At 34.5% G+C, this 20856-nt stretch carries 19 protein-coding genes; 16 read left to right on the top strand and 3 right to left on the bottom strand.

Annotation, left to right across the window (positions count from 1 at the left end; genetic code table 11):
• Positions 1-72: 72 nt before the first annotated feature.
• The 10 genes from PB01_RS11675 to PB01_RS11630 all read left to right on the top strand — a co-directional run bounded on the left by PB01_RS11675 (position 73) and on the right by PB01_RS11630 (position 13688).
• Positions 73-1704: a Na/Pi cotransporter family protein gene (locus PB01_RS11675; RefSeq protein ID WP_151700360.1), complete on the top strand. Its 1632-nt coding sequence runs from the start codon at positions 73-75 to the stop codon at positions 1702-1704.
• Positions 1704-2183, top strand: coding sequence for a DUF456 domain-containing protein (locus PB01_RS11670; protein WP_151702042.1), 480 nt, complete (start codon positions 1704-1706; stop codon positions 2181-2183). Before PB01_RS11675 ends, PB01_RS11670 begins: the two co-directional genes overlap by 1 nt.
• Before the next feature lie 119 nt (positions 2184-2302).
• Entirely contained in the window at positions 2303-2911 is a 609-nt protein-coding gene (locus PB01_RS11665) for a superoxide dismutase (RefSeq protein WP_151700359.1), read from the top strand.
• Positions 2912-3112: 201 nt separating this feature from the next.
• Positions 3113-5350, top strand: coding sequence for a peptidoglycan D,D-transpeptidase FtsI family protein (locus tag PB01_RS11660; RefSeq protein WP_151700358.1), 2238 nt, complete (start codon positions 3113-3115; stop codon positions 5348-5350).
• A 1768-nt stretch (positions 5351-7118) separates the two neighbouring features.
• A complete protein-coding gene (locus PB01_RS11655) occupies positions 7119-8090 on the top strand; it encodes a PstS family phosphate ABC transporter substrate-binding protein (RefSeq protein ID WP_151700357.1) in 972 nt (323 codons plus the stop codon).
• A gap of 78 nt (positions 8091-8168) precedes the next feature.
• Positions 8169-9116 carry a phosphate ABC transporter permease subunit PstC gene (gene pstC, locus PB01_RS11650; RefSeq protein ID WP_151700356.1) on the top strand — a complete coding sequence of 316 codons (948 nt, stop codon included), beginning with the start codon at positions 8169-8171 and terminating at the stop codon, positions 9114-9116.
• Between the two features lies 1 nt (position 9117).
• The gene (gene pstA / locus PB01_RS11645) at positions 9118-9996 is read left to right on the top strand and encodes a phosphate ABC transporter permease PstA (protein WP_151700355.1); all 879 of its coding nucleotides are present in this window, start codon (positions 9118-9120) and stop codon (positions 9994-9996) included.
• A gap of 27 nt (positions 9997-10023) precedes the next feature.
• A complete protein-coding gene (pstB, locus tag PB01_RS11640; RefSeq protein WP_151700354.1) occupies positions 10024-10824 on the top strand; it encodes a phosphate ABC transporter ATP-binding protein PstB in 801 nt (266 codons plus the stop codon).
• Positions 10825-10843: 19 nt separating this feature from the next.
• Positions 10844-11503 carry a phosphate signaling complex protein PhoU gene (gene phoU, locus PB01_RS11635; protein WP_151700353.1) on the top strand — a complete coding sequence of 220 codons (660 nt, stop codon included), beginning with the start codon at positions 10844-10846 and terminating at the stop codon, positions 11501-11503.
• Positions 11504-11705: 202 nt separating this feature from the next.
• A complete protein-coding gene (locus PB01_RS11630; RefSeq protein ID WP_151700352.1) occupies positions 11706-13688 on the top strand; it encodes a M28 family metallopeptidase in 1983 nt (660 codons plus the stop codon).
• Positions 13689-13976: 288 nt separating this feature from the next.
• Here PB01_RS11630 and PB01_RS11625 read toward each other — a convergent pair whose 3' ends face one another.
• Together PB01_RS11625 and PB01_RS11620 are read right to left on the bottom strand one after the other, a co-directional pair.
• On the bottom strand, positions 13977-14459 hold the full coding sequence (locus tag PB01_RS11625) for an endolytic transglycosylase MltG (RefSeq protein ID WP_151700351.1): 483 nt from the start codon (positions 14457-14459) through the stop codon (positions 13977-13979).
• On the bottom strand, positions 14460-14810 hold the full coding sequence (locus tag PB01_RS11620) for a hypothetical protein (RefSeq protein WP_151700350.1): 351 nt from the start codon (positions 14808-14810) through the stop codon (positions 14460-14462). It lies immediately after the preceding gene.
• 177 nt (positions 14811-14987) lie between these two features.
• On the opposite strand from PB01_RS11620, the gene rpmG reads away from it, so the two are divergent.
• The 5 genes from rpmG to PB01_RS11595 all read left to right on the top strand — a co-directional run bounded on the left by rpmG (position 14988) and on the right by PB01_RS11595 (position 19311).
• A complete protein-coding gene (rpmG, locus tag PB01_RS11615) occupies positions 14988-15137 on the top strand; it encodes a 50S ribosomal protein L33 (RefSeq protein WP_093265860.1) in 150 nt (49 codons plus the stop codon).
• A 64-nt stretch (positions 15138-15201) separates the two neighbouring features.
• On the top strand, positions 15202-15783 hold the full coding sequence (locus PB01_RS11610; protein WP_151700349.1) for a 5-formyltetrahydrofolate cyclo-ligase: 582 nt from the start codon (positions 15202-15204) through the stop codon (positions 15781-15783).
• Positions 15784-15787: 4 nt separating this feature from the next.
• A complete protein-coding gene (locus tag PB01_RS11605; RefSeq protein WP_151700348.1) occupies positions 15788-15982 on the top strand; it encodes a YqgQ family protein in 195 nt (64 codons plus the stop codon).
• A 220-nt stretch (positions 15983-16202) separates the two neighbouring features.
• On the top strand, positions 16203-18107 hold the full coding sequence (locus tag PB01_RS11600) for an LTA synthase family protein (protein ID WP_151700347.1): 1905 nt from the start codon (positions 16203-16205) through the stop codon (positions 18105-18107).
• A gap of 94 nt (positions 18108-18201) precedes the next feature.
• Positions 18202-19311, top strand: coding sequence for a YqgU-like beta propeller domain-containing protein (locus PB01_RS11595; protein ID WP_151700346.1), 1110 nt, complete (start codon positions 18202-18204; stop codon positions 19309-19311).
• A 46-nt stretch (positions 19312-19357) separates the two neighbouring features.
• On the opposite strand, the gene PB01_RS11590 is transcribed toward PB01_RS11595, so the two are convergent.
• Entirely contained in the window at positions 19358-19537 is a 180-nt protein-coding gene (locus tag PB01_RS11590; protein ID WP_151700345.1) for a DUF2759 domain-containing protein, read from the bottom strand.
• A gap of 153 nt (positions 19538-19690) precedes the next feature.
• On the opposite strand from PB01_RS11590, the gene PB01_RS11585 reads away from it, so the two are divergent.
• Positions 19691-20329, top strand: a complete 639-nt coding sequence (locus PB01_RS11585; protein ID WP_151700344.1) for an MBL fold metallo-hydrolase — start codon at positions 19691-19693, stop codon at positions 20327-20329.
• Positions 20330-20856: the final 527 nt, after the last annotated feature.

Raw genomic sequence — 20856 nt, 5'->3', positions numbered from 1 at the left:
TTACAATTCCTTTATAATTTAATCATAATAGAAGATAGATGGACAGAGTGTAAAATAGGAGTTGACTAGTACGTGGATCTCAATTGGCAAGAAATGCTTTTCGAATTTTTTGGTGGACTAGGTATCTTTTTATTCGCCATTAAATACATGGGCGATGGCTTACAAAAAACCGCTGGAGATAGATTAAGAGATTTACTGGACCGCTATACAACGAATCCCCTTACGGGAGTTATTGCAGGTATATTATTTACGGTATTAATACAATCTAGTGCTGGGACGATCGTAATTGTGATAGGTTTAGTTAGCGCTGGATTTATGACTTTGCGACAATCCATAGGTGTCATTATGGGAGCGAATATAGGCACAACTATAAAAGCTTTTGTTATAGGTTTTGAAATAGGAGATTATGCACTTCCAATCATGGCAATTGGGGCGTTTTTAATCTTTTTTTTCAAAAGGAAAATGGTACATAATGTAGGAGAAGTTTTATTCGGCTTAGGTGGTTTGTTTTTAGGACTTGAATTAATGATGAAAGGCATGAGTCCTTTACAACATCTACCTTCATTTACAGAGATGACTCTAAATGTAAGCAATCATCCTGTACTAGGAGTAGTAGCAGGAACGATAATGACCGTGTTCATTCAAAGCTCGAGTGCTTCTGTTGCGATTTTACAAGGATTCTATGCTGAACACTTAATTTCATTAAAGGGTGCTTTACCGATTTTGTTTGGCGATAATATTGGGACGACTATTACTGCCATCTTAGCTTCATTGGGAGCAACAGCTAGCGCTAAAAGAGCAGCAGCTTCCCATGTGTTATTTAATATAGTCGGTACCATTGTGTTTCTAATTTTTTTAACCCCATTTACTTTGTTTATGGAATGGGTATCTGGGGTATTTTCATTGGAGAATAAAATGCAAATAGCATTAGCGCATGGGACATTTAATGTGGTGAACGTTATTCTTCAGTTTCCTTTAATTGGTGCTTGGGTATTCTTTTTGACGAAGTTGTCACCTGGGGAAGATTTCTCGACAAAATACAAAACAAAACATTTAGAGGATGATTTCATAGAAGAATCACCATCCATAGCAATTGGACAAGCGAAAGAAGAAATTTTGCGAATGGGTAATTTTAGTGTCCAAGGTTTAGAAAAAACATTTCACTATTTAACCTTTAGAAATAAACAGGATGCCCAAGAAGCTTATCACATAGAAGATGCGATTAATCACTTGGAAACGAAAATTATAAACTACCTAGTAAAGATATCTTCCCAACCATTATCGAGACAAGATTCAAGCAGACATTTTATGTTAATGGCAACGGTTCGAGATATTGAAAGAATAGGCGATCATTTTGAAAATATTATTGAGTTAATTGATTATCATGACGAGCATCGCTTTCAACTAACAAAAGACGCATTGGAGGATATTTCAGAGATGTTTTTGTTAACCATAAATACTGTAAAAAAAGCTATAGAAGCTTTGGATTTAAATAGTGATCGCCTTGCAAGAGAGGTTATAGAACAGGAAGATGAGATTGATCGAATGGAGCGACAATTTAGGAAAAATCATTTTATTCGATTGAATGAAGGACTATGTTCTGGCCATGCAGGAGTAATTTTTGTCGATATGTTGAGTAATTTAGAAAGGGTTGGTGATCATGCAGTAAATGTTGCAGATGCCATATTAGGTAAGCGAATATGATAGAAATCATTGGTTGGATACTTATCGTCGCAAGTTTTATGGTTGCATTTATCGGAACTTTCTATCCAATAATCCCATCTGTAGTCTTTATGGTATTTGGTTATATTATTTATGGCTTATTTTTCTCTTTCGCAGAATTGAATTGGCTATTTTGGGTAATTCAACTTCTATTTGTTGTGCTACTTTTTAGTGCAGATATGGCAGCGAATGCATTCGGTGTTAAAAAATTTGGTGGCACAAAAGCTGGAATGTGGGGAAGTACAATTGGCTTAATAGTCGGACCATTTGTTATTCCAGTGGCTGGTATTTTACTTGGACCTTTTCTAGGTGCAGTGTTAGCTGAACTAATATTTACAAGAAAAGGGTTAAAACAAGCGATAAAATCGGGAATCGGTTCTTTAGTTGGATTCCTCACTTCTTCTGTAGTTAAAATAATTATCTTGACGGTGATGTTAGTAATCTTTATTATCTTCGTATAATTTCAGTCAAAAGTATGAGATATATAATTTTAGTCGATTTTAATTGAACGTTTTCCGTTAATTTGATACGCTAATACATGGAAAGAATTTTCTAAAATATTCTTTAGGAGGAAACAATAATGGCATATGAACTACCAGAATTACCTTATGCATATGACGCACTTGAACCACATATCGACAAAGAAACGATGAATATTCATCATTCGAAACATCACAATACTTACGTTACTAATTTAAACAATGCGGTTTCTGGAAAAGCAGACTTAGAAAACAAATCTGTAGAAGAATTAATCGCTAACTTAGATGCAGTACCAGAAGATATTAAAACAGTTGTACGCAACAATGGCGGCGGACACGCTAACCATTCATTATTTTGGCAAATCCTTTCACCAAACGGTGGCGGAAATCCAACTGGTGAATTAGCGGAAGCAATTGATGCAAAATTTGGTAGCTTTGATGCTTTCAAAGAAGAATTCGCTAAAGCAGCAACAACTCGCTTTGGTTCAGGTTGGGCATGGTTATCAGTTGTTAATGGAGAGCTAGACCTTTCATCTACAGCTAACCAAGATTCACCAATCATGGAAGGTAAAACTCCATTATTAGGTTTAGACGTTTGGGAACATGCTTACTACTTAAATTACCAAAACCGTCGTCCTGACTATATTTCTTCTTTCTGGAATGTAGTAAATTGGGATGAAGTATCAAAAAGATACGCTGCTTCAAAATAATTTCATAAAAAAAGAAACTTTGCACACACTTTTTCGTCAAAAAGTGTGTGCTTTTTATGTTACACTAACATATAGCGAAATTTATTAACTTTAATGGAATAAAGTTAATGCCTCTTGCTAGAGGAAAGCATTTTGGCGAGCCAGATAGAAGATCTTGCCCCAATTAAGCTAATGCGAATTTGATAAAAGTAGGTGATCCCCATGCGAAAAACTCCCAATAAACGTGCACAAAGTGTAAAAGCTAAACAAAGAGCTAATATAACTTTTCGCATGAATATACTTTTCTTTTCTATTTTCCTTTTGTTTACATTATTAATCTTGCGATTAGGTTATTTACAAATTGTAAAAGGGGAAGACTATAAGTTAAAACTTGAACGTACGGAAGAAGTTGCAGTTAATACAAGTGTACCAAGAGGGCGTATTTTTGATAGTGAAGGACGAATTCTTGTAGATAATGAGCCACAGCGTGCCATTACTTATACAAAAATGCAAACGACGAAATCAGATGAAATGTACGAGATAGCTAAAAAGTTAAGTAAGCTCATTCAAAAGAATCCAAAAGCAATTACTAAAAGTGATTTACAAGACTTTTGGCTTTGGAAAAATAAAGAAAAAGCATTAGAGTTAGTATCTGCTGAGGAACGTAAAAAAATTGAAACAGATGAAAACTTATCAACAAAAGAAAAGAATATTGAAGCTAATCGTTTAACAAGAAGTAGAATACCAGAAGAGGAATTACATTCATTTACGCAAGAAGAGATGCAAGTCATTGCAATTTATCGTGAAATGGTTGCTGGCTACGCGCTGTCCCCACAAATTATTAAAGGGGGGGAAGTCGCTAATAAAGAAATAAAACCAGGAGAAATTTCGGAAGAAGTTACGGTAGAAGAATTTGCTCGAGTATCTGAGAGATTAAGTGATTTAAAGGGAGTTAATACAACTACCGATTGGAGAAGAGTATATACTTCTCCGCTAGCGATATTAGGTACGGCCTCGCTACCAAAAGAAGGGATACCAAAAGAAAGGCTCGATTATTTCTTATCAAGAGGCTATTCTAGGAATGACCGAGTCGGAAAAAGTTATATTGAACAACAATACGAAGAAGTACTTCAGGGCAAAAAAAGTATAGTGAAGAATATTACAGATGGAAAAGGAAGAGTAATAGATACTCAAACTGTTGATGAAGGTAAGCCGGGGAAAGATTTAGTTTTAACAATGGATAGTGAAGTACAGATTGCTCAAGAAGAAATCCTCGAAAAAGAACTTTTGAGATTGAAACAAATTCCTGGAACGAAGTATTTAGATAGAGCATTTTTTATTATGATGAATCCATATACTGGTGAGGTTCTTTCTTTAGTCGGGAAGCAAGTCGTAAATGATCCTGTAACAGGAAAGCCAAAAGTTAGGGATTATGCTTTTGGTTCATTTACTACTGCTTATGAAGTAGGATCAACGGTAAAACCTGGAACTTTGCTAACTGGCTACCGAGAAAAAGCAATTGAAATTGGAGAAAAATTTGTTGATGAACCTATTCGTATTAAAGGTTCCGCACCAAAGAGCTCGGTATTTAATAGATCAGGAAGAATTCTACTCAGTGATTCAGAAGCAATTGAACGTTCTTCCAATGTATTTATGTTTAAAACTGCATATAGCATTGCTGGTAGAGTTTATCAGCCAAACCAAGGGATTAATTTTGGAATAGATGCTTTTCAGAAAATGAGAAATGGCTATGCACAATTAGGCTTAGGTGTTCGAACAGGAATTGATTTACCAGGTGAAGTGACAGGTGTAGAAGGTGGACTGGAGATGGGGAAATTGCTTGACCTTGCGATTGGTCAATATGATACGTACACACCTTTACAGCTTGCCCAATATGCTGCCACTCTTGCAAATGGTGGAAGTCGAATTCAACCCCATGTGGTGAAGGAAATAAGAGAGCCATCCACTGACGGAGAACAACTTGGAGGAGTAGTGAAAGAGTTTACACCAAATGTATTAAATACAATTGACAATACAACGGCTGAAATTGAACATATTCGTTCTGCCATGCAATTAGTGTATTATGGAAGTAAAGGTTCCGCACATACAGCGTTTGGAAGCTCTCAATTTAATGGAGCTGGGAAAACAGGAACTGCACAATCCTTCTATAGGGATGTCGAGAAAGGCAGAACTTTTAGTACAGTTAATTTGACGCATATTGGTTTTGCGCCATTTGATAACCCGGAAATAGCATATGCGCTAGTTATTCCTAGTGCTTCGCTTGAATCTAACTACAAGTCTAGTTTTGCTACACCTATCGCAAGGGAGTTAGTAGACGAGTATTTTAAAATTCAACAAAAAAATGAAGCATTAAAAGAAAATGATTCAACTGCGACTCCTACTATTAAACCTGCTTTTACAAACGATAAAATAGATGAAGAAGAGACGCAGACTAAATAATAACTAAAAACGGAACATCCTAAAAGTTTAATAGGATGTTCCGTTTTTTTTAGAATAGCTACCGTTCTACGGAAGTTGCAAGTTACCGAAGATGCAATTTCGGGAATTTCACACTTTTTTACCATGTATTACTTACTTATTTTTGCTAAGTAATACGATTCATATAGAGATGCTGTGTAAAAAAGTGATACTTATTTTCAAATCGAAAAGGCGGAAACACTTTAGTGAAGCGCTGGGCTGTCAAAATTGCATCTTTGGCTGCTTATTCTATGAAATTCTTTCCCAAAATATTTGGCACTTGGTTTATGTGTGCCTGCAAAAGAGAGAGGGATGAATGACTAAAACACGATTACCGCACGCAGACATATCGTTAATGGTGAATTAATAGTTCAATCCAATGCAATCCAAGAATGGATATTTTTCGTTAATAAACACGTGCGCTGATGCTTTGTAGGAATACTGAACTGGGTCATTATAATGAGTGTTTAAACGGAGATATATACGGTAAGTGCTGATAAGTGTATTTGTCAACTTACTAGGCAGTTATCTTTTTTTGAAAAGATAAGAAAGTATATGGATTATCGTACTGCGAAACCAGCGTTCATAGTACTTTAAAGAATTATATAATACCGCGGATTTTCGTTTCAGGTGGACGCGTTCCGCGGGGTGAGCGACGAGGAACGAAGGCTAAGAGTGCCACATCGTGTGGCAACGCCTTCATGACCAACATCCTGTTGGCCTCCGTCTGGAGTCGCTACCTTTCACTACAATCCATTAAGTGAGTAGTTCCTAATAAGAAAGTATATGAAATTGAAATACTAGAAATCCAGTATGCACAACGACTTGAAGTGATTTTAATGGTGTCTTCCTTAAGCAGGATTTCCTATACGTTTTTACTTTTATCGTACACAGTATACATGAATCAGCGGGTAGATGATTAGAATTGGTGGGGCCTGAAAAAATAGGTAGTATTCATTGATAAAGAAGCGCTGAGCGGACGAAATTGCATCTTCGTCCGCTTTTAAAAGAATAGGAAAGTATCTAATCTCTCATTAACCTAACCTTACGCACCTTGTCTCTACAAATTTCAAGAAGGTGACGGACAAACATCCGCCACAAGATTATCGAAAAAAAGTGGATGGAGAAGTGACGCAGTCACTTCTCCATCCACAAAAATTCCCGCGGTAATAGTCTAGCAAATGTTTCGTCCAAAGCACTCTAGAAATAGAGAAGACAAGGTGCACTTAAAGGGCGCTTGCGCTTTTCTTATTCCTTTTATCTCTAATTAATAAAGTATACATAATTCATTTTGTAGATGATTAGAGTTGGTGGAACCTGAAAAAATAGATAGCATCCATGAATAAAGAAGTGCTGAGTGGACGAAATTGCATCTTCGTCCGCTTTTATAAGAATAGGAAAGGATTTATTTTCTCATTAACCAAACCTACTGCAACAGGTCACTACCTATTTCAAGATGGCGACGGACAAACATCCACCACAAGATTATTGGAAAAATGGATCATACAATGACGCAGTCACTTCACGATCCACAAAAATTCCAACGGTATTAGTGTAGCTGATGTCTTGTCCAAGACACTCTAGAAATAGTGAAGACAAAATGTACTTAAAGGACACTTGCGCTTTTCTTATTTTCACACACTACTCAATTTACAAAAGCTTTACAATACATTCACATCGACTCAACATCTACCCTTTATAGTAAACCTTGTAAGAGAAATAGAAACAAAACTTTAGGGGGCTATACCAGATGAAGAACTGGAAGTACTTAATAATGGCATCAATGGTAGGATCAGTATTAACACTAGGAGCTTGTGGAAATGATTCAAGCACATCAAAAACTGAAAGTACCGCTACACAAGGAGCTTCCACTGACGGAACGAAAGAAGTAGCAATTGAAGGTAAAGTAGCTGGTGATGGTTCAAGTACAGTAGCACCTATCATGGAAGCAATTGTGGAAGAATATGCAGGAGTACAAAATAAAGTTCAAGTTACAGTTGGAGTGTCTGGTACAGGTGGAGGATTCGAAAAATTCATCGCAGGATCAACAGATTTCTCAAACGCATCACGTCCAGTTAAAGATGAAGAAAAAGAAAAACTTGCAGCTGCAGGTATTGATTTCACTGAATTTAAAATTGCATATGATGGTATTTCATTAGTAGTGAATAAAGATAATAATTGGGTTGACTCTTTAACAATGGAAGATCTACAAAAAATGTGGACGGAAGACGGTACAAAGAAAAAATGGTCTGATATAAATCCAAAATGGCCGAACGAAGAAATCGTATTTTACTCACCAGGAACAGATTCAGGCACATATGATTACTTCGATGAAGTGGTACTTAAAAAAGCAGATTTGGTAAAAGCAGCTACGCTTTCTGAAGACGATAACGTATTAGTACAAGGTGTACAAGGAGATAAAAACGCCATTGGTTACTTTGGATATGCTTATTATTTAGCTAACAAAGATAGTCTGAAAGTAGTAAAAGTTGGTGGGGTTGAGCCTTCAAATGCAACGATCGAATCTGGGGAATATGCACCATTATCTCGTCCACTATTTGTTTATGCAAAAAATAGTGCTTTAAAAGACAATGCAGCAGCATTCGATTTCATGAAGTATACACTTGAAAATGCCGGAGAGATGGCTGAAGCAGTTGGATATGTAAAACTACCAGATGCTGATTACAAAAAAGGGTTAGCTGATTTAGAAACTTTAAAATAAAAGGTCAATCTGAAAAGTAAAGAGACGGGTAGCAGGCTTGCTACTCTTTTCTTTCGTTTGGTAAAAGGGGGAGTCACTATGGCTCAAAAAAGGTTAACTGGTCATTCATCAGTACAAGAACTAATTGCAAAATCGAGCAATAAGAAACACAAGAAAATGATAGAAAAGATTATTCCAATCATTCTTTTGCTTATTGCTTCTGTATCCGTGTTAACGACTTTTGGTATCGTTTTTACACTAATCGTGGAGACAGGGATATTTTTTTCAAGAGTTCGGATTACAGATTTTCTTTTTGGAACAGAATGGTTTCCATTTGCTAATACAGAACAACTATTTGGAATTCTTCCTTTAATAGCAGGAACTTTAAAAGTGACTTTAATTGCTATTATCGTAGCTGTTCCATTCGGTATTGCTTCTGCTGTATTTTTAAGTGAGTATGCAAGTGATAACACTAGAAGAATTATTAAACCAATTTTAGAAGTTTTAGCAGGTATACCAACAATCGTTTATGGATTCTTTGCTTTAACTTTTGTAACACCGTTACTACAACAAATTATTCCTGGATTAAAAATATTCAACGCATTAAGCCCAGGTATTGTTGTAGGCATCATGATTTTACCTATGATTGCATCGTTATCAGAAGACGCCATGTCATCCGTTCCTAAATCTATACGTGAAGGTGCACTTGCAATGGGGTCTACCAAGTTAGAGGTTGCTTTAAAAGTAGTATTACCAGCTGCTTTATCGGGAATTATTGCTTCCGTTGTACTAGCTATATCACGTGCAATTGGGGAAACGATGATTGTTTCATTAGCTGGAGGTTCTACTCCAAAATTTGATTTTAATGTGACGGATTCTATTCAAACAATGACCGCATATATAGTTCAGGTGTCGTCTGGAGATGCGGGATATGGAACGACTATCTATTACTCTATATATTCCGTAGGATTTACTTTGTTCATATTTACACTATTGATGAACTTTATTGCTCACGTTATTTCGAAAAAGTATCGGGAGGAATATTAAGATGAAATATGTAAATCAAGAATCAGTAGTAAAAAGAATGAATAGGCGACTTATTACAAATCGTGTATTTAAAACACTATTTTTCTTCGCAACTTTATTTGCATTAGTCATACTTGCCATTCTATTTTACAGAATAACTACTCAAGGAATTGGCTATTTAACACCAGAATTTTTCAAGAATTTTGGTTCTCGTTTTCCTGCAAAGGCTGGTATTAAGGCTGCTTTAGTTGGTTCCATATGGTTAATGGGTGTTGTGGCACCTGTTTCGTTAATATTAGGTGTAGGTACTGCAATTTATTTAGAGGAATATGCAAAGAAAAACAAACTCAATGACTTTATTCGGATGAATATTTCAAACCTTTCTGGTGTACCTTCTGTCGTATTTGGATTACTCGGTTTGACTATTTTCGTTCGTACTTTATCCCTTGGAAATAGTATTTTAGCTGCAGGATTTACAATGAGTTTATTGATACTACCTGTAATAATCGTTGGTGCTCAAGAAGCAATTCGCTCAGTACCTAAAGATGTTCGGGAAGCTTCATATGGAATGGGTGCAACAAAATGGCAAACGATCACGAGAGTTGTCTTGCCTTCTGCTATTCCCGGAATTTTAACTGGTGCAATTTTGGCCCTGTCACGTGCAGTTGGGGAAACGGCTCCTCTAGTAGTAATCGGTATACCTGTAATTATTCAGTTTTTACCGGAGAATTTGCTGAGCCAATTCACTGCACTACCAATGCAAATTTATGATTGGTCTAAAAGACCACAAGCAGAATTTCAACATGTCGCTGCTGCGGGGATTCTTGTATTAATGATGTTTTTATTAATCATGAACTCAATTGCCGTTCTTATTCGAAATAAATTTCAAAAAAGGTACTAAACTAATTTTGGAGCTGGGGGAAAAAAGATGATACAAGTTATCGAAAATACATCCGTTGTAAATGAAGATTTATCGAATACTGTTTACAGTACACAACAATTAAATTTATGGTATGGGAACCACCACGCTTTAAAAAATATAGACCTTCAGATTAAAGAAAACGAAGTAACTGCCATTATTGGACCATCTGGTTGTGGTAAATCTACTTATATTAAAACATTAAATCGAATGGTGGAATTAGTACCAACTGTTAAAACATCGGGGAAAATTTTATATCGTGAACGTAATATCTTTGATGCGGACTACGGAGTAGAAGAATTACGTACGAAAGTAGGTATGGTTTTCCAAAAGCCAAATCCATTTCCAAAGTCAATCTACGATAATATTGCATATGGACCAAGAATTCACGGTATTAAAAACAAAAAGATACTTGATGAAATTGTAGAAAAAAGTTTACGAGGAGCAGCTATTTGGGATGAAGTAAAAGATCGTTTGACCACAAATGCATACAGCCTTTCGGGCGGTCAACAACAACGTATTTGTATCGCTCGGTGTCTAGCGATAGAACCTGATGTCATTTTAATGGATGAACCGACATCAGCGCTTGACCCAATATCTACTCTTAAAGTGGAAGAACTAATTCAAGAATTGAAAACGGATTACTCTATTATAATTGTTACGCATAATATGCAACAAGCTGCTCGTATTTCAGATAAAACAGCCTTTTTCTTAAACGGGGAAGTGGTGGAGTTTGATCAAACGGATGTTATTTTTTCTACACCAAGAGATAAACGAACAGAAGACTATATTTCAGGACGTTTCGGATGACGAAAGGAGTTGGAAAAAGATGGTAGGTAGAGAGAAATTCAACGCGGAATTGCATCAAGTGCAGAATTTGATGCTTGAATTAAGTAATATGGCCATTAATACACTAAATGAATCCATAGATTATTTATTAGCAAGCGATATTGAAGGTGCCCTTACAGTTATTAATAATGATATCCATATTAATCGAATGGATGAAGAAATTAATGACCGGGTTATTTTACTTATTGCCAAACAACAACCTGTAGCTACTGATTTACGAAGATTAATGGTACTGATAAAAGCAGCATCGGATATGGAACGAATTGGTGATTATGCTGTAAATATTGCAAAAGAAACAATTAGAATTGGAAAAGACGAGCATATTGCTCCGATTCACTTATTAGATGAAATGCGTGTTAAAACAATTGCAATGTTAAAGCAGATTTTAGACGCTTTTATGAATGAAGATATCGAGGAAGCAAAGAAAATTGCAAAACTAGATGATGAAATAGATGCAATGTATGGTCATGCGATTAAAACACTTCTATCTGTTGGAGTAGAGCAACCAGCACAACTTAGTCAAATTACACAACTCTCATTCGTATGTCGTTATTTGGAAAGATCGGCGGATCATGCGACAAATATGGCAGAGCGAGTATTGTTTTTATTAAAAGGAAAGCATTATGAATTGAATAATTAAGAATAGAGGCTGTCCGAAAGTGAAAACTTTTGAGACTGCCTTTTTTCTCTTTAGACTAACCGCAAAAAAATGTTTCTGTAATATTATAATTATCTAAAAAAACTGGGAAAAATGTCAATATATCCATTGTATTTATATTTTCCTAATTATATAATTACTAATATGTGGTAATTTATGAGATTTTAGAGGAAGGTGGATCCGTATGTTAAAAAAATTCGTACCATTAATCGCTATATTAATCTTTTTAAGTAGTTGTTCTGACAATATTGCAATATTGAATCAAGAAAATAATGATATAAAAGATTTTGTTGAAGTTTTTACATCGGATGAAATGGAAGGTAGATTGACAGGCACAACAGGTAACAATAGGGCTGTTCAATTTATAGAAGAAAAGTTTAAAGAAATTGGTTTAGTGCCGTTTAAAGAAAATAATTATTTGCAGGCTTATCCTCATCAATACTATGATCCAGAAAAAATAAAATTTGAGATTAACATAAAGACCGAGGATGGTAGAATAGTTGAACTTCAACGTGGTATAGATTTTCTAGAAAGGTCTGGTTTCACAAATTATAAGGAGAGTTTTCCATTTACGTTTGATATCCATGATCCAGAACTAGAGAATTCCTTTATTGTGTTGGAAAATCGAGAAAATTTTGAACAGGTACACGACAAAGTTTCAGGGATATTGCTTGTGGAAGACTCTTTTAAAAGAATGTTAAATGTAAACAATATGAAAAAACCATTTATTCAAATAAATAAAGACACATATGAAATGTTAAAGAAAGAATCTAAAGGGCAACTGGAAATAACAAGTCGTGCCGAGTTGGAGGAAATTCAAGCTTATAATGTTGTAGGCAAAATTCCTGGGAATGATTCAACGAATGCAGTTGTGCTCTCCGCTCATTTTGACCATGTAGGAAAAGTGAACGACACGGTTTATCGAGGTGCTATTGATAATGCATCAGGAGTGGCTATTTTACTGGATGTAGCGAAAAAGCTAAGTAAATACACTGAAAAGAATGGTAAATTTCAAAAGGATATTGTGATTGTAGCTTTCAATGGCGAAGAATCAGGTTTACAAGGTAGTAAGCACTATACGGATATATTGAAAAAGGAGTATAAACATCTTATTAATGTTAACCTAGATGCTATATATGACGCCCCCATTGAACTCCTTGCCGGTGGAGAGGAAGCGATGCAGGAATTGCTAGATGATGTAACTATTCACTTTAAGAATAATGACTTACCAGTGGAAGTTGATACTTCGCAGGGGCTTGTAAGCGATTACGCTTCGTTTTTATCTAAAAATATAAATGCAGTAAGTCTAGGAAGTCAGAAAATAATGGATTTCATACATAGTCCATCAGATACAATAGATAAGATTAACTTTCCGTTTTTAGAGCAGGTTAGTGAAGTGGTAGCCCAATTTGTGATTAACCATGACAACAGAACATATGAATACAAGGAAGTTGTCTATTCAAATGAGGAGTTTTCTGAGGCTGAATTAGAGGAATTTAAAGAGATGGAAAAAATGTATGAAAAAGAAAAAGAAAAGCTGAAATACAATGAATATAAAGTCGTTATCTCGAAAAATAGTGAAAATCTAGATCACTATAGATTGATAGATCATCAGTTTTACACATTCAATAATTTAAAAGAATTTTCTTTTTTATATCCGGATATTAAATATAAGAATACTTTTAAAGAATATAACTTAAAAGAAATCATGGTGTTTAATTCCAATGATGAAGAAATAGATGTATTTAGTTTAGAAGCAGATAAAATATATGAGAAAGAAATATCGAAGGAAGACATTCAATACATTTCATTAAAATATTACTTACAGAAACAATATCCTAATAATACTTTACACATTTCTATAAAGAAGGACATAGGAGAAAAATATGATGATGGGCAAATAGAAAAGCCAATCCAAGTTAATGGGATGACATATCAGCTTAATTATCATGAAAATCTAGAATATCTCGGTTCTTTTTCCTATAATCAAGAGGTCAATGGTCAAACATATACACTAGATATTAGTAAAGGTACTGAGGTGAATGTAGATTTTAATGGAAAGAAAGCTACCGGTTTGCAATCTGACCTTACTGAACGTGATGTTATGGAAATTATTCGTGAAAAAGATATTAAAGAAGCTGTAGATGTTCTATTGAAGTCTCTTTAATGTATCTTTATTATTGTGATTTACTTGTAAGTTATCACTTGAACATGTGAATATAAGTAGGCGAGGATCTTGTCTTTAATTATCCAAATCAAAAGTACCTTGATTTCAACTAATACAAAAGGGAGACGGACAAACATCCGCCACAAGATTACAGAAAAAATAAATCGTGCAGTGACGCAGTCACTTCACGATCCATTACTCTAACGTTATTAGTGTAGGTGATGTTTCGCCCAAAGCACTCTGGAAACAGTAAAGACAAGATGCACTTAAAGGATGTTTCCGTTTTTCTTATTTTTTCGTAATTTTTTCAGCAATTTGTTTCATCGTCAAAGAAGAATCCAATTCATATTCCCCGATTTGAATGCGCCCAGTTAAATTCTGGGCATCTAAATAGTCTTCAAAATCTTGTTTATTTTGAATGATACCAGTGCTTTCTAATTCGGAACTAATCTCTCTTGAATTCATGCCAGGTTGCACTATTAAAATAGAATTAGAAGTGCTTTTTTTAGAAGGGGATTCTTTATCTTCTTTTTCCTCATTTTTTGCGTTAACTACTGTACTGTTTTCTTTTTTTACGTTCTCTAAGTTTAGTTGGAGCTGAGCAAGCTGTTGCTTAACAATTTTCAATTCTGCTTGGGACTTATCATATGCTCCTTCATTTATCGCATGCGAGGATTTAATTTCACCTGATATGGATAGATGTTGAATTTGAAATACGGCACCAGCAAGAAATAACCCAATGCCCAATGAACGGATGGATGCTCTCTTCATTTATTTTCCACCGCCTATAACTGATTTCACTTCTTCAACAGTTAAGGAGGATCTTTTGCTTATTTCTGGTAAAGAATAACCTTGTTTGTGTAATTCCAGTACTTGGCTTTTTATAATGTCATGAATGACAGATTTTGTTTTTTGTTTTGCGGGTAGAGCTATTTTGGTTGGTTCCATTAATAATTCTTCTTCTACCATTTTTAGTCTCCTTTTTAGAGCACTTGTTTCTTGATATAATGTAAAAGAGAGGTCTTCCATTTCTGTCTCCATTTTCTTGACAGAATCTTTTACGAAAAATGAAACAATAATTAATATAATACCGATAACCATAATGATGATTGAGTAGTCCATAATATTCACCTCTTACTTAATAACTTCCTCTTATTATACTAACATATCCCAAAAAAATTTGAAAAAATTCTTTTCTTAAACTGTGGATTTTATTTGTTTATATGCTATAATGGATTAGTCGTATAAATCATGCTCAGATTTTATATTTCATCCTGTAAAAGAGTGGGAGGGACAACCATGCGCGTTAATATTACATTAGCTTGTACAGATTGCGGAGAGCGCAACTATATTTCTAAGAAAAACAAGCGTAACAATCCAGAACGTCTTGAACTTAAAAAATATTGCTCACGTGAAAAGAAATCGACTCTTCATAGAGAAACTAAATAATAACTTAAACCAAAACCAATTTCGGTTTTGGTTTTTTTCTATGGAATTATATGGAGGGGAAGGCATGACGAAAAAAGAAGTACGAGATGAAATGAAAACTAGACTAGCAACACTAGACAACAAATTATATCATACATACTCAGAACAGATAAAAAATCGCTTTCTTATTGAAGAAGATGTCAACCAAGCATCCACCATCGGCTTAACCATCTCCGCTTTTCCAGAAGTGGACACGGAAGGAATAATAAAGAAGCTTTGGGAGATAGGAAAAACTGTGGTAGTTCCTAAATGTAACCCTAAAGATCGAACTATGACTTTTTATAAGTTGGAAAGTTTTAAACAATTAGAAACAGTTTATATGCAGTTATTAGAGCCTAATCCGCTTTTAACAACATCTGTATATCCTAATAATATTGATTTGCTTGTTGTGCCTGGCATTGTATATGAACCAACTGGTTATCGAATTGGTTATGGAGGAGGGTATTATGATCGGTTTTTATCTGCATATTACGGTCAAACAATTTCTCTAGCATTTGATTTTCAAGTGTGTGAAGCTGTGGAGCGAGGCAACTTTGACTTGCCAGTGAATAAAATAATTACTAATTGTCAAATAATTCCATGTCAATTAAATCGTGAAGAGGTATAATTAGATGAAAACAGTATATGATGTAATGCAACTTTTAAAACGATTTGGAATATATATATATACGAAAGATCGTTTAGCGGACTTAGAAATGATGGAAGATGAAATAAAAGAATTATATAAGATGCAAATGATCGAAGCAAAGGACTTTCAGATTGCGATATTGATAGTAAGGCAAGAGCAAAATAAATATAAAAGATAACGAGCGACGGATTCATTCTTATCTGTTGCTTTTCTTTTTTTTATAAAATGAAACTTCCTTTGTTTACAGCCGTCTAATAATGGGTATGAAAATAATACATGTGAAAAATTATATAGTTTAACCATTTTATCTCTGTTGATTTATTGTAAAGAAAGGATTAAGATATACTCTGTTACTTTTTCTCATATTATAAAAAGTGTAAAGAGGGGAGGATGTAGGCATGATGAAGAAAAACTGGCCGACACATTCAATTCTTGTAATTGCTATTGTGGCTACTTGGATTAAAACCTATGTGGTTTATCATACAAGCTTTGACTTGAAAATAGAGAATATAATGCAACAATTTATATTATTTATAAATCCGCTTAGTTTTCTTTTGTTTATTTTTGGGCTATCACTATTTTTCAAGGGTGCAAAAGCTAGAAATAGATATATTGTTATAACAAGCATCATTCTATCAATAGTGTTATATGTCAATGTAGTTTTTTATCGATTTTTTACGGATTTTATTACAATTCCGGTATTGTTTCAGACAAATAACTTTAGCGATTTAGGAAACTCTGCTAAATCTAGTATTAATTTTACAGATATTTTCTATTTTACAGATGTTGCAATTCTTATCATTGCTTTAAAATGGTTAAAAATTGGTCAGAAAATTTCACTTGTTAAACCAGCTGTTAGAAGAGCATATTTTGTCCTAGCTGCAGCAGTGTTGTTTTTAAATTTAGGTTTGTCTGAAATCGAAAGACCACAACTTCTTACGAGAAGTTTTGATAGAGAAATGTTAGTGAAAAATTTAGGACCATACAACTACCATTTATATGATCTATATATTCAATCGAAATCGCATGCACAAAGAGCGCTTGCAGATGGTAGTGAACTTGTGGAGGTAAATAACTATGTTCGATCAAATCAGGCGGAACCTAATGCCAAAATGTTTGGTCTTGCTGATGGTCGAAACTTAATCGTTATTTCTATGGAATCTTTGCAAAACTTTGTTATTAATAACGATATGAACGGACACGAAATTACACCGTTTTTGAATTCGTTAACGAAAGACAAAGATACTTTTTACTTTTCTAACTTTTACCATGAAACAGGTTTAGGAAAAACGTCAGATGCGGAGTTTTTAGTTGAAAATTCTCTATATCCTTTAGGTGGTGGAGCCGTTTTCTTTACGCATAGTGGTAACAAGTTTCACTCAATGGCAGAAAGCTTAAATGATAAAGGTTATTTCACGAATGTAATGCATCCAAATAACAAAAGTTTTTGGAACAGAGATATGATGTATCAGGCACTTTCTGTTCAGAAATTTTATGATGTGAATAGTTATGATGTTACAGATGATAACTCTGTTGGATGGGGATTGAAAGATACTCCTTTCTTAAATCAATCGGTTGATCTAATGGCAGATTTGCCTCAACCATTTTATTCTCGTATGCTTACTTTAACGAATCATTATCCATTTGATTTAGATGAAGAGGATCAATTTATCCCTCCGTATGATTCTAATTCTAAAACTTTAAATAAATATTTTCAGACTGTACGATATATGGATGAATCTTTAAAATCATTCTTTGACGATTTAAAAGCTAAAGGTTTGTATGATAATTCAATTATTGTTATGTATGGAGATCATTACGGAATTTCTGAAAACCATAATGCTGCAATGGCACAATATTTAGGGAAAGAAATTACACCATATGAATCAGCTAAACTTCAGCGCGTTCCATTCTTTATTCATATTCCACATAGTGGAGTAGGGAAAGTAGAAACAGAAGTTGCAGGGCAAATTGATATTAGACCTACTATATTACATTTACTAGGCGTAGATACAACGAAAGACATGCAGTTAGGTGCAGATCTATTTTCTAAGGATCATGAGGACTTTGCCATTTTCCGTAATGGTGGTTTTGTAACTGATAAATTGGTGTATGCTGGTAATGCTTGTTACGACAATTCCAATGGTTCGGAAATTGGAATTGAAAATTGCCAACCGTATATTGATCGAACTACCCAAGAACTTGGATATTCTGATCAGATAATTAACGGGGATTTGCTACGTTTCTATGATTTGAAAACAGGAAATCTCCTTATTGAACAAGCTGAAAAAGAAAATAAATAATAATAAAGCACAGACAGTAATATGTCTGTGCTTTTTCTATGAAACAAATTTCTTTTTTACACGTCTACTACTATAATATGAAGGGGGGAGTCTATTGAAGAAAATTGGAATACTAATTATTTTTGTCATGCTACTGCAAGGTTGTTCAGAAAGTAAAATGACAAAAAAGGAAAATGAAAAGACAGCCATAGTAGATAATGCATCCGCTATAACAAGTACAACTAAAAAAGCGTCCAAAGAATTTCCATCGATTTCATTAACTTCCTCCTCTTTTCAGAGTGTGATTGGATGGTTATCAAACGATGAAATACTTTTTATTATCTTCGACAAAGGAAAATGGACTGTTCAATCCTATTCCGTTTCGAATCATTTATGGAATATAATTTACACTTCAACTGTACCGATAATTGAAGGTTTTATTCATCCAAATAAAGAGCTCATCTTATTACATACATCAAGTAATTCTTCATCAGCAGAAGTTCAGATTATACATAAGAATGGATACTTAGTGCAAAGCTTATCTTTTGAATCAGATGAGCTATATATGGATTGGCATCCAACGAATCCAGATTTAATTGTTTTTACAACATTTTATGAGGATTGGACATATAATACGTTTGTTTACAATAGTTCTACTCAAAACCTGCAATCTATAGAGGTAGAGAACCCTTTTGTGAAGTGGTACGATGAGGATCACTTAATGTTGTTAAGAGGATCTGATAGCAGTTTAGATGGGAATGAGTTGATACTTTATTCTATTTCTGAAAAGTCATTAAAGGAAACAGGTATTATGCATTTAATTGATGTTCAGAATTTAGGGAAAAGCATGCTGTATATTCAGATAAACGAAGAAAAAAAGTTATATGAATATCGTTTCATTGACAATGAAAAGCAAAGTTCTTTTGAATGGACATCACCGGCAATCAGTAATTACTCAGAATGGGTCATACCAACTATTTCCAATGTGCATTCAAATCAATTTTTCCTAATTAAGGGACTAAAAAGTGGGAATGTCGATGAATCTAGTGATAGAGGTATTCTTTCATCTATTTCATTGGATGGGGAGCGGGAATTGGGAGAAGTTTTAACTCAACCCATTGCATGCTCACCAAACGGAGAAACATGCCTAGGTGGATATGAGAAGGAAAATTGGATTCAGTTAAACCCTTTAAAAGAAAAAGTCTGGATTCACTTAGATGAATAGAAAAGAGCTGTTGTACAATTTGTACAACAGCTCTTTCTATTACATTTTAGTGTAAGCTTGGTGGAAAACCTTGATTCACAATTGTCATGACTGTAAAGAAGCCAAAAACAGCAAAAGAACCAAAGTTAAATAAGACTCCTAGTGCATTCTTTTCTTTAAAAGCTTGAAAAGTTCCAATTGCAGCTAAAATTGCAACGAGTCCAAAAATTACCATTAATAAGTTCATGAAAGATACTCCTTTCGACATCAGAAAATGAATGCCGCTTTGCATATTCCTCTTCTATTGTAATTGTATTCATCATTTTTGTCGAGTGAAATAAGTGGCGATTAATTGAACAAAGACTAGTAAATCGTTTAAAATGATAGAGAGGTGATTATTATGCTAAATGTTAGAACTTATCCACTAGGTTTTATACAAACTAATTGTTATGTTGTATCTAACACGTCCAAACAATGTTTAATTTTTGATCCAGGTGGAGATGGAGAAAAATTAATACGTGAACTCCAGCGTTTAAATTTGAAGCCAATCGCAATTTTGCTAACGCATGCTCACTTTGATCATATTGGAGGGATGGATCAAGTAAGGGATGTATTTAACATTCCTGTATACATTCATTCCGCTGAAAAAAAATGGTTACTTGATCCCGAAAAAAATGGGTCAGGGAAATATGCTGAAATTCCCTCTATTATCTGTAGGGAAGCGGAGAACGTTTTAACAAATGAAGCGCAATTAGAATTAGGAGACTTTTCTTTTGAATTACTATATACACCAGGTCATTCGCCAGGTAGTATAACGTACTATTTCAAGGAGGATGATTTTGCTATAGTAGGGGATACGCTTTTTCAAAATAGTGTAGGAAGAACTGATTTGCCAGGTGGAAATAACGCAGAATTAATGAAATCCATTCATTCGAAGCTATTAACTTTGCCAGCGACAACTATTTTATATCCCGGACATGGTGCAGCTACTACTCCAGGAGAAGAAATGGAAACGAATCCATTTTTAAATGGTTTTTAAATGTTTATAAAAGAATATGAAAGTATATAACTTTGATGCCATGAACAGGATGAGTTCCGTTACATGTCGTCCGTGAGACTCCTAGCTTAGCACAGAGGGTCTCAAATGTATGCGTTTCGCCGCCTTCCATCCCAATTATCTGTGCAACAATAGAAAGATGATATGCTTCTGATGTTTTCCTTTGTTTAATAATATAGCAAGTGGAAACAGAGAAAAAATAGGAAGTTTCTATTGATAATGAAGTGCTAAGCGGACGAAATTGACACATTGTTTGTTTTTTAAAGAGTAGGAAAGCATTGTATCACTAATTATCCAAACCAAATGCATTATGTCTTTATGTATTTCAAGATGGAGACGGACAAACATTCGCCACAAGATTACCGAAAAAAATGGATCGTGAAGTAACGCAGTCACTTCACGATCCATTACTCTAACGTTAATAGTGTAGCCGATATTTCGTCCAAAGCACTCGGGAATAAGTGAAGACAAGGTGCACTTAAAGGATGATTTGCGTTTTTCTTAAAAAA

It is taken from the genome of Psychrobacillus glaciei (assembly GCF_008973485.1).
In the GTDB taxonomy this organism is placed as follows: Bacteria; Bacillota; Bacilli; order Bacillales_A; family Planococcaceae; genus Psychrobacillus; species Psychrobacillus glaciei.
This window is presented reverse-complemented; position numbering and strand designations above follow the sequence as displayed.